Source organism: Micromonospora sp. TSRI0369 (assembly GCF_001905625.1).
Lineage (GTDB): Bacteria > Actinomycetota > Actinomycetes > Mycobacteriales > Micromonosporaceae > Micromonospora > Micromonospora echinospora_A.
On record NZ_LIVU01000006.1, the window covers coordinates 139,699 to 153,862 of the forward strand.

Consider the following 14,164-nt stretch of genomic DNA (forward strand, 5'->3'; position numbering starts at 1 on the left):
GGCCGTGCATCGATCCAGGTCAGGCGTCCACCACCAGCCTGCGTGGCGCGGGTGGGCGCGGCGCGGCGGCGGACGGGCCGGCCGGGGTCCACGAGCCCAGCACGGCGGCCCGGGACGCCCCGGTCACCGACGGGACCGCGCCCGGCAGGCCGTGCCAGGACAGCCAGCCCAGCAGCGCGAACGCGTACGCCTCCTTGGCCTGGGCGGGCACGCCCAGCTCGTCGGTGGTGCGCAGCCGCCAGCGCCCCTCGCCCAGCGCGGTCAGCCGCGCCCGCAGTGTGGGATTGCGCACTCCCCCGCCGGCGGCCACCACCTCGGTGACCCGGTGCCTGTCGCAGGCGTCGGCGACGGTGCGGGCGGTCAGCTCGGTGAGCGTGGCCAGCACGTCGTCGGCGGCCACCGGCTCGCCGAGCGCGGCCAGCGCCGCGTCCAGGTAGCCGCCGTGGAACAGCTCCTTGCCGGTCGACTTGGGCGGCGGCGCCGCGTAGTACGGCTCGGCGAGCAGCCGGGCCAGCAGCGCCTCGTGCACCCGGCCCGCCGCGGCCCGCGCCCCGTCGACGTCGCAGGGCCGGTCCAGGAAGCGCCGGGCAGCGGCGTCCAGCAGCGCGTTGGCCGGGCCCACGTCGTACCCGAGGACGGGCCCGCCGGGCGCGACCACTGTGAGGTTCGCGATCCCACCGAGATTCAACGCCGCCCGTGGGCCGGCGGCCGGGTCGAGCAGCAGCGCGTCGAACGCCGGGACCAGCGGCGCGCCCTGGCCGCCGGCCGCCACGTCCGCCGAGCGCAGGTCGTGCAGCACGGGTACGCCCACCCGGGCGGCCACCCGGGCCGGCGCGCCGAGCTGGAGCGTGCCGCGCACGCGGCCCGCCTCGACCCAGTGGAAGACCGTCTGCCCGGGTGACACGACAGCGTCGGCCGCTCCCCCGGCCAGCTCGACACCGGCCGCCGCCGCCTCGGCGAACACCTCGCCGAGCCGGTTGTCCAGGCGGCAGACCGCCTCGATGGTGGTGGCCGCCGGGGGCAGCAGCGCGCCGATCTCGGCCCGCAGGTCGTCCGGGTACGCGAGCTCGCGGTGCCCGAGCGGCCGCAGCCGCAGCGTGTCGCCGTCGGCGGTGAACTCGGCCGCCACCACGTCCACGCCGTCGTAGGACGTGCCCGACATCAGCCCGACGATGCGCAAGGAAGGGCCCCTTCTTAACGGATCCGGTAGCAAAAGGGCCCCTTGTTAACGCGAACGCGCGGGGCCGGGGACGGGCTCAACGCCGCGGGGGCAGGAACAGGCCGACCAGCTCCACGTGCTGGGTCATCGGGAACAGGTCGTACCCGCGCAGCTCGGCCAGCCGCCACCCCGCCTCGGTGAACGTGCGCACGTCCCGGGCGAAGGCGGCCGGGTCGCAGGCCACGTACGCCACCGCGCGCGGCCCGGCGGCCACCACGTCGCGGACCACCGGCGCGCCCGCGCCGGAGCGCGGCGGGTCGAGCACCACCAGGTCGACCGGGCCGGTGATCCGCCGCCGGGACAGCGCAGCCTCCACCCGGGCCGCCACCACCTCGACGCCGGCCAGGTCGGCCAGGTTCTCCCGGGCCGCTGCCACCCCGTCCGGCGCCGACTCGACGAGCGTCACCCGGGCGCCGCCGACCCGGCCGGCGAGCGCGGCGGCGAACAGGCCGGCTCCGCCGTACAGGTCCCAGGCCGTCTCGCCGGGCCGCGGGTCGAGCAGGTCGAGCACCGCGCCGGTCAGCGCGTCCGCCGCCGCCGGGTGCACCTGCCAGAACCCGGAGGCGGGCAGCGTGAAGGACCGCCTGGCCGCCGTCTCCCGGACCCGCTGCGGCCCGCTCACCGCCGTCGCAACCCCCTCGGTGTACGCGACCACGGCGACGTCCCCGCCGGTGCTGGCGACCGTCTCCACCGCGTCGGCGTCGGGCCAGCGGGCGCCGGTGGGCGCAAGCACAGGCAGCTCCTGGATCGCCGGGTGCGCGATCAGGCACCGCTCGATCGGCACCACCTCGTGCGAGCGGTGCTTGAGCAGCCCGGCCCGGCCTGCCGCGTCGACCGCGTACCGGACCCGGGAACGCCAGCCCAGCGGCCCGCCGGGCAGCGCCTCGACGCGTACGCCGAGCGCGTCGATCTGCTCCGTGGTGAGGCCGCCCAGCCGGGTGAGCTGCTCGCGCACCACGGCGAGCTTCCAGTCGAGCTGGGCAGCCGGGGTGACGTGCTGGAGGTCGCAGCCGCCGCACGCGCCGGGCCGGGCGTACGGGCACGGCGGCGTCACCCGGTCCGGCGAGGCGTCCAGGATCTCCACCGCGTCGGCGCGGGCGAAGCCCCGGTGCAGCTCGGTCACCTCGGCGATCACCCGCTCGCCGGGCAGCGCGTGCCGGACGAAGACCACCTGCCCGCCGACCCGGGCCACGCAGTGCCCACCGGGCGCGACCGCGTCGACCGTCAGCTCGACCCGCTCGGCCTCCTCCAGCCCGGGCCGCTCCGCCACCGGCACAGAACCGGACGACGCAGGGCCGGGACGTTCGTCGCCGCTCACTGCTGCTCCTCGCGCTCGGTGGACGGGGTGGACGCCACCGGCGGCGGCAGCGTGCTCTGCGGCGCCACCCGGGGACCGCGCGCCGGGGTACGGCTGAGCGTGGCGTCCAGCCGGTCCAGGTTCTTGCTGGCGGTGGAGGCGAGCTGCCACGGCACGCTCGTCACCATCACGCCCGGCTCGAACAGCAGCCGCCCCTTGAGCCGCAGCGCGCTCTGGTTGTGCAGCAGGTTCTCCCACCAGCGCCCCACCACGTACTCGGGAATGAAGACGGTGACCACGTCGCGCGGCGACTCGCGGCGCACCGACGCGACGAAGTCGAGGATCGGGCGGGTGATCTCCCGGTACGGGGAGTCGATCACGGTGAGCGGCACGGGCAGCTCGCGCCGCTCCCAGTCGGCCTGCAGGTCCCGGGTGTCCTGCTCGTCCACGTTCACGGTGACCGCGGTGAGCGTGTCCGGCCGGGTCGCCCGCGCGTACGCCACGGCCCGCAGCGTCGGCTTGTGCAGCTTGCTGACCAGCACGATGGCGTGGTTGCGGGCGGGCAGGACGCCCCGCTGCTCGGTCGGCTCCAGCTCCTCGGCGATCCGGTCGTAGTGCCGGCGGATGCCGAGCATCACCACGTACATCATCGCCATCGCGACGATCGCGATCCAGGCGCCCAGCAGGAACTTGGTGGCCAGCACGATGACCAGCACCACGGCGGTCATCGCCATGCCGAACGTGTTGATCGCCCGGGAGCGCAGCATCCGGCGGCGCGCCTCCGGGTCCCGCTCGTTGCGCAGGTGCCGGTTCCAGTGCCGGATCATGCCGGCCTGGGAGAGCGTGAACGAGACGAACACCCCGACGATGTAGAGCTGGATGAGCTTCGTCACCTCGGCCTGGAAGCCGATGATCAGCACCACCGCGAAGACGGCGAGGAAGAGGATGCCGTTGGAGAACGCCAGCCGGTCGCCGCGGGTGTGCAGCTGGCGCGGCAGGTAGCGGTCCTGCGCCAGGATCGAGCCGAGCACCGGGAAGCCGTTGAAGGCGGTGTTGGCGGCCAGGAAGAGGATCAGCGCGGTCATCCCGGCGACCACGTAGAGCAGCACCGAGCCGCCGCCGAACACCGTCTCCCCGAGCTGCACGGTCACCGTCTTCTGCACGTAGTCGACCGGGCCGGAGACGATCTGGGTACGCGGGTCCTCGACGAACTGCAGGCCGGTGAGCCGGGACAGCCAGATGATGCCGACCAGCATGGTCACCGCGATGCCGCCGAGCAGCAGCAGCGTGGTCGCCGCGTTCTTCGACTTGGGAGACTTGAACGCCGGTACGCCGTTGGAGATCGCCTCCACACCGGTGAGCGCCGCGCAGCCCGAGGAGAACGTCCGCAGCAGCAGGAACACCAGCGCGAACCCGGTGACGCTGTGCTCGGCCTGGATCTCCAGGCCGGCGCTCGGCGCGCGCAGGTCGTCGCCGAGCACGAAGACGCGGACCAGGCCGGTCAGCAGCATGCCGCCGATGACGATCACGAAGCCGTAGGTGGGGATGGCGAAGGCGGTGCCGGACTCGCGCAGGCCGCGCAGGTTGATCGCGGTGAGCAGCACCACCGCGCTGACCGCGATGAGCACCTTGTGGGTGGCCACGAACGGCACCACCGAGCCGAGGTTCGCCACCCCGGAGGAGACCGAGACGGCGACGGTGAGCACGTAGTCGACGAGCAGCGCGCTGGCCACCGCGAGACCGGCGCGGGGGCCCAGGTTGACGGTGGCCACCTCGTAGTCGCCGCCGCCGGAGGGGTAGGCGTGCACGTTCTGGCGGTAGCTCGCGACGACGGTGAGCATGACGACGACCACCGCGAGCGCGACCCACGGCGAGAAGAAGAACGCCGAGGCGCCGGCGATGGACAGCGTCAGGAGGATCTCGTCCGGCGCGTACGCCACGCTGGAGAGCGCGTCGGAGGCGAAGACCGGTAGCGCGATGCGCTTCGGCAGCAGCGTGTGCTGCAGGCGGTCGGACCGGAACGGTCGACCGAGGAGGAGTCGCTTCAGCAGCGAGGTGGGTCGGGCCACAACCGCCAAGCGTACGACCACCGGGTGCCGGGCGCGGGGGTGGTCGATCTCCGGCGTGCGCGCCCGCGCGGTACGGTTCGGTCCCCCGCCCGGTGGGGGGACGTGGCAGGCTCGCAGGCGACGGGTCGGCGGGCGGCGCCGTGGGAGGAGCGGGCACCGTGCATGTGGTGATCATGGGCTGCGGCCGGGTCGGGTCGACCCTGGCCCACAGCCTGGAGTCGCGCGGCCACTCGGTGGCGGTGATCGACCAGGACGCGGACGCGTTCCGCCGGCTCGGGCCGGACTTCGCCGGCATCACGGTGACCGGCGCGGGCTTCGACGGCGAGGTGCTGCGCCAGGCCGGCATCGAGCGGGCCGACGCGTTCGCGGCGGTCTCCAGCGGCGACAACTCCAACATCATCTCGGCCCGGCTGGCGCGGGAGACGTTCGGCGTGTCCCGGGTCGCGGCCCGCATCTACGACCAGCGCCGGGCGCAGGTCTACGAGCGGCTCGGCATCCCCACCGTGGCGACCGTCCGGTGGACGGCCGACCGCATGCTGCGCCACCTGGTCCCCGAGGGCAACGTGGAGATCTTCCGCGACCCGACCAGCACCGTGTCGATCATCGAGGTGCCGGTGCACAAGGACTGGATCGGCCGGCCGCTGCGGCAGCTGGAGCAGACCGCCGGCGCCCGGGTGGCCTACCTGAACCGGTTCGGCATCGGCACCCTGCCCACCGCCTCCACCGTGGTGCAGGAGGGCGACCAGGTCTTCATGCTGGTGACCGACGACATCAACGGCTCGGTCACGTCGGTGGCGGCGGCGCCGCCGGAAGGGGGGCACTGAGCCATGCGGATCGCCATCGCCGGCGCCGGCAACGTGGGCCGCTCGATCGCCCAGGAGCTGATCGACAACGGCCACCAGGTGATGCTGATCGAGCGGCAGCCCAGGATGCTGCGGCCCGACCGGGTGCCCGCCGCGGACTGGGTGCTCGCCGACGCGTGTGAGCTGGCCAGCCTGGAGGAGGCCAACGTCGCCGGGTGCGACGTGGTGGTGGCGGCCACCGGCGACGACAAGGTCAACCTCGTGGTGTCGCTGCTGGCCAAGACCGAGTTCGCGGTGCCGCGCGTGGTGGCCCGGGTGAACCGGGCGGAGAACGAGTGGCTGTTCACCGACCAGTGGGGCGTCGACGTGGCGGTCAGCAAGCCGCGCGTGATGGCGGCGCTGGTCGAGGAGGCGGTCACCGTCGGCGACCTGGTCCGGCTGATGACGTTCCGGCAGGGCGAGGCGAACCTGGTCGAGATCACCCTGCCGCCGACCGCGCCCTACGTGGGGCAGGCGATCCACGCGGTGCCGATCCCCCGGGACGCGGCGCTGGTGGCGATCGTGCGCGGCAAGCGGGTGCTGGTGCCCACCCCGGACGACCCGATCGAGGCCGGCGACGAACTGGTCTTCGTCTGCACCGCCGCGGTGGAGGACGACGTGCGCACGGTGATCCTCGGCCCGCCCAGCGCCGACCGGCACCGGGACCGCGCCTGAGGCGGCCTCAGGAGCCGGGCAGCGGGGTGGGTGCGGTCTCCCGGGTGACCCGGCGCACCACCCATACGGTGATCAGCAACAGCAACGCGTACGGCGGGTAGCCCAGCGCGAGCCGGGCCACGCCCAGCGCGGTGTCCTGGTGGGCCAGGTAGAGCCCGGCCTGTACGCCCACCTTGGCCAGCCACACCACGCCCCACAGCACGGTGAGCTGGGTGAAGGTGCGTACCAGCTTCGGGTCGTCGCGCCACTCGGAGCGGCCCTTGGCGACCAGCACCGACCAGATCCAGCCGACCAGCGGCTGACGGATCGCGGCGGAGAGCAGCAGCGCCAGGCCGTAGCCGATGCCGTAGAGGATGCCGGGCAGGTAGAAGTCGCGCTCGTCGCCGGTGCGCAGGGCCAGCAGCGCGCCGATCCCGACGCCGAACAGCCCGTTCATCGCGTGCCGCACCGGCTTGCGCTGGGCCAGCCGCAGCCCGGCGATCAGCAGCGCCACCGCCACCGAGGCGTACACGGCGGGGCGCAGCTCGCCGATCACGTTGGCGACCACGAAGACCACCACCGGGATGCTCGACTCGACCAGCCCGCGCCATCCGCCGAGCTGGTCGGCCATCTGCTCGGCGAGGCTGGGCAGCCGCTCCTCGTCCTGCGGGCCGAGACCCGACGGGGTGTGCTGCTGTCCGGTCGTCACTTCGGCGACTCCAGCTCGTAGTACGGGTTGTAGATCACCTTGCGGTCGTCACGTACCGCCACCCGGCCGCGCGCGGTCAGGTGGCGGCCCGGCTCGATCCCGGCGATGTGCCGGCGACCCAGCCAGACCAGGGTGACGACGTCGGTGCCGTCGTAGAGGTCCGCCTCCAGCGTGGGCAGGTTCGTGCGCGGCGTGTAGACCACGGTGCGCAGCCGCCCGGCCACCGACACCACCTGGCCCCTGTTGCACTGGTGGGCCGGCGTGCCGCCGGACTCGGCGCTCTCCCGGCGCAGCTCCTGCGCCTCGATCTCGGCCTCGCTGGCGGTGAGCCGGTGCAGGAGCCGCCGCAGCGACCCCCGGCTCTCGTCGGTCGTCATGACCTCCGCGTCACCCTCTCCACAGCGGGGCCCCGCGGGTGGCGGAACCGTCCCGCCAGCGTACGCCGATGCGGCCCGCCGGCGGGAGCGCCGTCGCGCGCGTACCGCCGCCCGGGACGCGGCACGCCGCGGGCCCGGCGCCGGTACGACGCCGGGCCCGGGCACGTGTGGATCAGACCTCCTGCTGGCCGGCGTCGGCCTGCTGCTCGGCGACCTCGCGGGGCAGCCGCAGCGGCAGCGGCTCGCGCACCGGCTTGGCCTCCTGCCCGCGGTCGACCACCAGGCCGTCCAGGCAGGCCGTCAGCGGCCCGGCGGCGGCCGCGTCGGTGGCCGCGACACCCTGGAAGACGCCGCGCACCATCCAGCGCGGGCCGTCGATGCCGACGAAGCGCAGGTCCGTCGGGCCGTCCGGGGTACGCACCCGGGCGCGCAGCTCGGGACCACGCTCCCCGTCGGCCTCCTGGACGGTGGCGCCGTCGGCGGTGAGCGACTGGCGGATCTCCTCGCGCACCTCGTCCCAGATGCCCTCGGAGCGGGGGGCGGCGAAGACGCCGAGCTGCAGCGCGTTCTGCCCGTGCACCAGCACCACCTGCTGGATCACGCCCTGCGGGTCGGCCTGGACGCGCACCTCCACGTCCGGCACCGCCGGGATCTGGAGGCTGCCCAGGTCGAGCCGGGGCGCTTCGGGGGCCTCGCTGACGTCGTACGGCCCGCGATCCGGCGCCGACGAGGTCTCCTCGGCGTCGAGGACCCCATTGTCACGCGCCTCGTCGGCCCGCTTCCGGGAGAAGATCACTGCGCCCACCCTCCGCTGTTCGCACTCACCCTGCCACCTCTTCGCTCTGCCCGCCGGACGGCGCCGGGACCAGACCGGCGTGCCCGCCTGTGGACCCGTGCCCGCCCGCGCCACGCCGGGACGCGGGCAGCTCGGCCACCGGCCGGAACTCGGCCCGGGCGACCCGCTGGACCACCAGTTGCGCGATGCGGTCGCCCCGGCTGATCTTGGCTGGCGTGTCCCGATCATGGTTGATCAGGTTGACCAGGATCTCACCCCGGTAGCCGGCGTCGACCGTACCGGGCGCGTTGAGCACCGTCACGCCGAGCCTCGCCGCCAGACCTGATCGGGGGTGGACCAGCCCGACGTACCCGTCGGGCAGCGCCACCGACACGCCGGTGGGCACCAGGGCCCGGCCGCCGGGCGGCAGCTCGACGTCCGCGGCGGCCACCAGGTCCGCGCCGGCGTCGCCGGGATGGGCGTACGCCGGCAGCGGCAGCTCCGGGTCGAGCAGCCGCACGGGCACGGGTACGACGTCTGTCACTGTCATCCTCTTCCGTCCGGTCCTGCGGGGGTGCCCTGTCATCCTGCCGGTTGCCCGGCCCGCGACGCGCCGTACCCTCGTCAGTGTGCGTCAGTCGTCATCTCCGGCCGCGCCGCCGGCCAGCGCCGCGCCGTACGCGGAGCGCCTCGGGCTGCCCTGGTGGGCCTGGCCGCTCGGGCTGGCCGCGGCCGCGCTGCTCGCCGTCGAGCTCTGGATGGGCGCGACCGGTGTCCGCGCCTGGCTGCCGTTCGTGCTGCTGATCCCCGCCGCGGTGGCCGCCCTGTGGTGGCTGGGCCGGATCCGGGTCGAGGTGCGCGACGGCGAACTGCTGGTGGACGACGCCCACCTCCCGGTGCGGTACGTCGCGGACGTGGTGCCGCTGGACGCGGCCGGCCGGCGCGAGGTGCTCGGCGTCGGCTCCGATCCGCTGGCCTTCGTGGTGCAGCGTCCGTGGATCGGCGGCGCCGTGCAGGTGGTGCTGGACGACCCGGACGACCCGACCCCGTTCTGGGTGGTCAGCACCCGGCGCCCGGGACAGCTGGCGGCCGCCGTCCTGGCCGCTCGCGACGCGGCCTGACCGTCGGCCCCCGGACGGCATCCGCTTCGGCCGCGGGAGCCGTCCCGACGCCTATCAGGACGGCTTGTCGGGCAGCGCACGGGCGGTACGCCGCAGGTCCTTGCGTAGTTGCTCGCCGAGCGCGCGGGTGGCCCGGCGGTTGAGGTAGCCGGCCACGGCGGCGCCGGTCAGGAACGGCCCGAGCGTGGTGAGGTTGCGCCCGAAGCGGCGCATCAGGCTGTCCCGCAGCTCGCGGCGGGCGGCGGTGCCGAGCACCGCGCTCACCCCGACGCCCGGCATCATCGGGTTGACCCCGCGCTGGGTGGCCCACGACTGCACGAGCGACACCGCGCGGCCGGTGCCGCCGGCGGGCAGCGGCACGCGGTGGACCTCGTGCAGCTCACCGATGAGTTTCAGCTCGATCGCCACCACGGCGACCGTCTCGGCGGCCAGCAGGATGGGGGCGGAGAGCAGCGTGGGCGTCACCGCCCACTCGACCGCGGCCACGCCACCGCCGGCCGCGCCGACCCCGGCGGTGGCCCGGGACGCGTTGCGGACCAGCCGGTCGGCGAGCGCGTCGTCGTCCAGGCCGGGGAAGTGCCGCCGCAGCGTGGCGAGGTCGCGGATCGGCACGTGCGGGGCGATCTCGGCGACCGTGTCGGTCATCCAGCGCACCGCCGCCCGCGGCTTGAACAGATCGGTGACCCCGCGGGCGCGAGCCTGCCCGACCAGCCGGGTCAGCAGTTGCCGCCGGCGGGCCGGAGCGATGTCGTCGGCGGTCAGGGCGGCGACTGTCGCGCCGAGTTCCCCGGCGTCCGCGCCGGGCTCACCGGACGTCGGGCCGGAGCCGGTCGGCTCGGGTGTCGCATCCGGGCCGGTCGATGCCGGTCTCGCCGCTGGAGCCGGGGTCCGGTCGGCGCCGGTCCCCTCACTGCGCTCACTCACCCGTCCGCCCTCCTGCTCCGCGCGGCGTGGCAGCCGCCCGTAACGAGTCAAGCAGCAACCGGCCACCGGCGCACGGCGGCGGCTCGAACAGCGGCGGCCCCGTCGAGGAGGCCGCCGCTGGTGTCCCCGGTCGGGATCAGACGCACTCGCGGCAGATCAGGTCGCCGTTGCGCTCGACCGCCAGCTGGCTGCGGTGGTGGACCAGGAAGCAGCGGGCGCACCGGAACTCGTCCTGCTGCATCGGGAGGACCTTGACCGTGAGCTCCTCGTCGGCCAGATCGGCGCCGGGCAGCTCGAAGCTCTCGGCCACCTCGGCCTCGTCGACGTCCACGGCGCCCGACTGTGAGTCGACCCGCCGGGCCTTGAGCTCTTCGAGGCTGTCCTCGCCGAGGTCGACCTCGTCGCGACGCGGGGCGTCGTAGTCGGTGGCCATCGGTTTCACTCTCCAATATCGATATTGTCGCTGCCGGTTGTAACGCCGGACGACGCCGTTTCGGTTCCCCTGACCGGCCACCATCTCTGTCGGGCACCCGACCCGACGAGCGGTGGGCCGGGCTCGCCGGAGCGCAAACACCCCCGGTGAGCGCGGAACCTTACCCCCCCTGTGGGCGAGGCATGTATACCGCCCTCGCGGTGGAGATGTACGCCTCTGCGCCCGAAGTTGTTCCCAATGTGACTCAGGCGACACGAAGATAGGGGTAGTCCTACCGGTTCACCGCGTGGCGCGCCGGTATGTCGGACTGTTTCCACGCCTGAGCCGGACAACCGTTAACCTCAGCGGCGTACTCGACGGCCGACCGGTCGCGGCCCGACCGCGTCGCCCGCCACCACCCAATCACTGTCCGGGGAGCGCCCAGGATGAGTTTTGCGCGAGTGCGGGCACTCGTTGTCGTCGGACTGCTGGCGCTCGTCGCCCTGGTCTTCGTGGTCATCGCCGTGCTGAAGGACAGTCAGGGCACAGCCGGTACGGCGGCCGACTGCCCGGACGGCTGGCCCCTGGTCGACCTGCGGCTGCGGGAACAGAAGGACGTCAAGATCAACGTCTACAACGCCACCGACGAGGCCGGCCGGGCCGGCAGCGTCGCGGACGACTTCCGCAACCGCAAGTTCCAGGTCAAGAAGGTCGGCAACGAGAAGAAGGCGTTCGAGGGCGTGGCCGAGCTGCGGTTCGGGCCCAACGCCGTGGGCTCGGCGCACCTGCTGCGCGCGTACTTCCTGAACGAGGCCAACCAGAAGTTCGACGCGAACCGCAAGGACGACGTGGTCGACGTGGTCCTGGGCAACCAGTTCCAGCAGCTCGCCACCACCACCGAGGTCAACCAGTCGCTCGGCGACCTCGGCGCGCCGCAGGCGCCGCCCGAGACCTGCCCGAAGCCGATCGAGAAGTAGGCGACGGGCGGCCCGGCCACGCGGGGCGGTCTTCCTCCGGGGAGGCCGCCCTGCCGCGTCTGCGGCACCGGTCACGGCCCGCCGGAGGCGTCCAGGTCGACAAGCCGGGCGTGCAGCGGCCCGTGCAGCGCGGGCGGCGCGGCGAGCACCAGGTCCGGTCCGGCCGGGCGGCCGGACAGGCCGGTCACCAGCAGCCCGGCCTCCCGGGCGACCAGCCCGCCGGCGGCCAGGTCCCAGGCGGCCAGCCCTTTCTCGTAGTACGCGTCCACCCGCCCCTCGGCGGCCAGGCAGAGGTCGAGCGCGGCGGCACCCATCCGGCGGATGTCCCGGATGTGCGGGATCAGCTCGGCCACCACCCGCGCCTGGTGGGCCCGGCGGGCGGCGTCGTAGCCGAAGCCGGTGGCCACGAGCGCCTGGCCGAGATCGGTCGTGGCAGAGCCGCTCAGCCGCTGCCCGTCGCGCCAGGCGCCGCCGCCGAGCGTCGCGGTCCACTCCTCGCCGGTGACGATGTTGCGGACCACCCCGGCGACCACCTCGCCGGCCACCTCGGCGGCCAGCGAGACCGCGCAGTAGGGCAGCCCGTACAGGTAGTTGACGGTGCCGTCGATCGGGTCGAGGATCCAGCGCACCCCGTCGGCGTCGGCGGGGCCGGTCTCCCCCGCGCCGTACTCCTCACCCAGCACCGCGTCGTCCGGCCGCCGCTGCCGCAGCGCGGCCAGGACCTGCCGTTCCACCGCCCGGTCGGCGGCGGTGACCACGTCGGTCACCGTGCTCTTGGTCGCGGCCACCGAGACACCCTCGACCCGCATCCGGTACGCGGTGGCGGCGGCCTCCCGGGCCACGTCGACCGCGATCGTGAGCAACTCCCGCGCCGTAGGCGTCGCGGTGATCATGTTCGTCCCCTTCCCGCACGATCGGGACCGGCCCACTCGTGCGCGGGTATCATCCTTACAAAGTCCACATCTGCGCCGATTCGGCGGTCCCCGACGCCGGTCCGCCGTGCGGCGCGGGATGATCGCGGCAGACGGCGTTACAATTCACCCTGCCCACGCGCCACGGACCGCCAGCGACCGGACGGCCCGGGACACGGGGGTCCTCAACGACTCGCCCGGCACGGCCGTCCCATGCTGCGCCGGACGACCCGGCCGTGCTCGCTCTTTCGCCTCCGGAAGGTCTTCGTGACAGATCCCCGCCAGACCGGCGCCGACGTTCGCTCGCTCACCGACACCCTGATCGCCCACGCGCAGAGCGCCGGTGGTCAGCTCACGTCGGCCCAGCTCGCGCGCACCGTCGAGTCCGCTGAGGTGACCCCGGCCCAGGCCAAGAAGATCCTCCGCGCGCTCTCCGAGGCGGGCGTGACGGTGGTGGTGGACGGCTCGGCGAGCACCCGCCGCCGCGTCGCCGCCGCCCGGTCCGCCACCCCGGCCTCCCGCGCGACCACGGCCAAGACCACCAAGAAGGCCGCCGCGCCCGCCCCGAAGCAGGCGCCGGCCGCCGAGGAGTCGCCCGCCCCGGCCCCCCGGAAGGCGACCGCGCGCAAGGCCACCACGGCCGACGTCGCAAAGGCCGCCGCCCCGGCGAAGGCCACCAAGGCGACCCGCGCCACCAAGGCCACGGTGGCCGCCAAGACCGCCGCGGCGAAGCCGGGGAAGGCCGACGGCCCCGAGGGCGAGATCGACCCGGAGCAGCTGGCCGCCGAGATCGAGGACGTGGTGGTCGAGGAGCCGGCCGAGCTGACCCGGGCCGCCGAGGCCGACGCGGCCAGCTCCGCCACCGACAACGACTTCGAGTGGGACGACGAGGAGTCCGAGGCGCTCAAGCAGGCGCGCCGGGACGCCGAGTTGACCGCCTCCGCCGACTCCGTGCGGGCGTACCTCAAGCAGATCGGCAAGGTTCCGCTGCTCAACGCCGAGCAGGAGGTCGAGCTGGCCAAGCGGATCGAGGCCGGCCTCTACGCCGCCGAGCGGCTGCGCGCCGCCGACGAGGGCGAGGAGAAGCTGGTCCGCGACCTGCAGCGCGACCTGATGTGGATCTCCCGGGACGGCGAGCGGGCCAAGAACCACCTGCTGGAGGCCAACCTGCGGCTGGTGGTCTCGCTGGCCAAGCGCTACACCGGACGCGGCATGGCCTTCCTCGACCTCATCCAGGAAGGCAACCTCGGCCTCATCCGCGCCGTCGAGAAGTTCGACTACACCAAGGGCTACAAGTTCTCCACCTACGCCACCTGGTGGATCCGCCAGGCCATCACCCGCGCCATGGCCGACCAGGCCCGCACCATCCGCATCCCGGTGCACATGGTCGAGGTGATCAACAAGCTCGGCCGGATCCAGCGCGAGCTGCTCCAGGACCTGGGCCGCGAGCCCACCCCGGAGGAGCTGGCCAAGGAGATGGACATCACACCGGAGAAGGTGCTGGAGATCCAGCAGTACGCCCGGGAGCCCATCTCGCTGGACCAGACCATCGGCGACGAGGGCGACAGCCAGCTCGGCGACTTCATCGAGGACTCCGAGGCGGTCGTCGCCGTCGACGCGGTGTCGTTCTCGCTGCTCCAGGACCAGCTCCAGCAGGTCCTCCAGACGCTGTCCGAGCGTGAGGCGGGCGTGGTGCGCCTGCGCTTCGGCCTCACCGACGGTCAGCCGCGCACCCTGGACGAGATCGGCCAGGTGTACGGCGTGACCCGGGAACGCATCCGGCAGATCGAATCGAAGACCATGTCCAAGTTGCGGCACCCCTCGCGTTCCCAGGTGCTCCGCGACTACCTGGACTGACCACCGGACGTCAACAATTC

General features: G+C 73.9%; 15 protein-coding genes. 5 read left to right on the plus strand and 10 right to left on the minus strand.

What is annotated here, in order from left to right:
- Positions 1-19: 19 nt before the first annotated feature.
- The 3 genes from AMK25_RS21365 to AMK25_RS21375 are packed head-to-tail and all read right to left on the minus strand — an operon-like array spanning position 20 to position 4,585.
- Entirely contained in the window at positions 20-1,213 is a 1,194-nt protein-coding gene (locus AMK25_RS21365) for an anhydro-N-acetylmuramic acid kinase (RefSeq protein ID WP_338013377.1), read from the minus strand.
- Between the two features lie 43 nt (positions 1,214-1,256).
- On the minus strand, positions 1,257-2,489 hold the full coding sequence (locus AMK25_RS21370) for a class I SAM-dependent RNA methyltransferase (RefSeq protein WP_073830482.1): 1,233 nt from the start codon (positions 2,487-2,489) through the stop codon (positions 1,257-1,259).
- A 44-nt stretch (positions 2,490-2,533) separates the two neighbouring features.
- Entirely contained in the window at positions 2,534-4,585 is a 2,052-nt protein-coding gene (locus AMK25_RS21375; RefSeq protein ID WP_073830174.1) for an APC family permease, read from the minus strand.
- 158 nt (positions 4,586-4,743) lie between these two features.
- Between AMK25_RS21375 and AMK25_RS21380 the strand changes: the two genes are divergently transcribed.
- Both AMK25_RS21380 and AMK25_RS21385 read left to right on the plus strand, forming a co-directional pair.
- Complete coding sequence (locus tag AMK25_RS21380; protein ID WP_073830175.1) at positions 4,744-5,409, plus strand: potassium channel family protein; 666 nt, start codon at positions 4,744-4,746, stop codon at positions 5,407-5,409.
- Positions 5,410-5,412: 3 nt separating this feature from the next.
- Positions 5,413-6,102 (plus strand): potassium channel family protein, encoded by a 690-nt coding sequence (locus AMK25_RS21385; RefSeq protein WP_073830176.1) that lies wholly within the window; start codon positions 5,413-5,415, stop codon positions 6,100-6,102.
- A gap of 7 nt (positions 6,103-6,109) precedes the next feature.
- Here AMK25_RS21385 and AMK25_RS21390 read toward each other — a convergent pair whose 3' ends face one another.
- The 4 genes from AMK25_RS21390 to dut all read right to left on the minus strand — a co-directional run bounded on the left by AMK25_RS21390 (position 6,110) and on the right by dut (position 8,486).
- Positions 6,110-6,790, minus strand: a complete 681-nt coding sequence (locus AMK25_RS21390; protein ID WP_073830177.1) for a DUF3159 domain-containing protein — start codon at positions 6,788-6,790, stop codon at positions 6,110-6,112.
- A complete protein-coding gene (locus tag AMK25_RS21395; RefSeq protein ID WP_030502986.1) occupies positions 6,787-7,167 on the minus strand; it encodes an OB-fold nucleic acid binding domain-containing protein in 381 nt (126 codons plus the stop codon). Before AMK25_RS21395 ends, AMK25_RS21390 begins: the two co-directional genes overlap by 4 nt.
- Positions 7,168-7,339: 172 nt before the next feature.
- Complete coding sequence (locus AMK25_RS21400) at positions 7,340-7,963, minus strand: DUF3710 domain-containing protein (RefSeq protein WP_073830178.1); 624 nt, start codon at positions 7,961-7,963, stop codon at positions 7,340-7,342.
- A 25-nt stretch (positions 7,964-7,988) separates the two neighbouring features.
- On the minus strand, positions 7,989-8,486 hold the full coding sequence (gene dut, locus AMK25_RS21405; protein WP_184689430.1) for a dUTP diphosphatase: 498 nt from the start codon (positions 8,484-8,486) through the stop codon (positions 7,989-7,991).
- Between the two features lie 85 nt (positions 8,487-8,571).
- Here dut and AMK25_RS21410 point away from each other — a divergent pair, with 85 nt between their 5' ends.
- Positions 8,572-9,063 (plus strand): DUF3093 domain-containing protein, encoded by a 492-nt coding sequence (locus AMK25_RS21410; protein WP_073830180.1) that lies wholly within the window; start codon positions 8,572-8,574, stop codon positions 9,061-9,063.
- Between the two features lie 54 nt (positions 9,064-9,117).
- On the opposite strand, the gene AMK25_RS21415 is transcribed toward AMK25_RS21410, so the two are convergent.
- Positions 9,118-9,987 (minus strand): hypothetical protein, encoded by an 870-nt coding sequence (locus AMK25_RS21415; RefSeq protein WP_073830181.1) that lies wholly within the window; start codon positions 9,985-9,987, stop codon positions 9,118-9,120.
- Positions 9,988-10,123: 136 nt separating this feature from the next.
- Positions 10,124-10,420 carry a DUF4193 domain-containing protein gene (locus AMK25_RS21420; RefSeq protein WP_013284790.1) on the minus strand — a complete coding sequence of 99 codons (297 nt, stop codon included), beginning with the start codon at positions 10,418-10,420 and terminating at the stop codon, positions 10,124-10,126.
- A 440-nt stretch (positions 10,421-10,860) separates the two neighbouring features.
- Between AMK25_RS21420 and AMK25_RS21425 the strand changes: the two genes are divergently transcribed.
- On the plus strand, positions 10,861-11,376 hold the full coding sequence (locus tag AMK25_RS21425; RefSeq protein WP_192900273.1) for a LytR C-terminal domain-containing protein: 516 nt from the start codon (positions 10,861-10,863) through the stop codon (positions 11,374-11,376).
- Positions 11,377-11,447: 71 nt separating this feature from the next.
- On the opposite strand, the gene AMK25_RS21430 is transcribed toward AMK25_RS21425, so the two are convergent.
- Positions 11,448-12,269, minus strand: coding sequence for an inositol monophosphatase family protein (locus AMK25_RS21430; protein ID WP_073830183.1), 822 nt, complete (start codon positions 12,267-12,269; stop codon positions 11,448-11,450).
- Positions 12,270-12,554: 285 nt separating this feature from the next.
- Here AMK25_RS21430 and AMK25_RS21435 point away from each other — a divergent pair, with 285 nt between their 5' ends.
- The gene (locus AMK25_RS21435; RefSeq protein WP_073830483.1) at positions 12,555-14,144 is read left to right on the plus strand and encodes an RNA polymerase sigma factor; all 1,590 of its coding nucleotides are present in this window, start codon (positions 12,555-12,557) and stop codon (positions 14,142-14,144) included.
- The last annotated feature ends 20 nt before the right edge of the window (positions 14,145-14,164 follow it).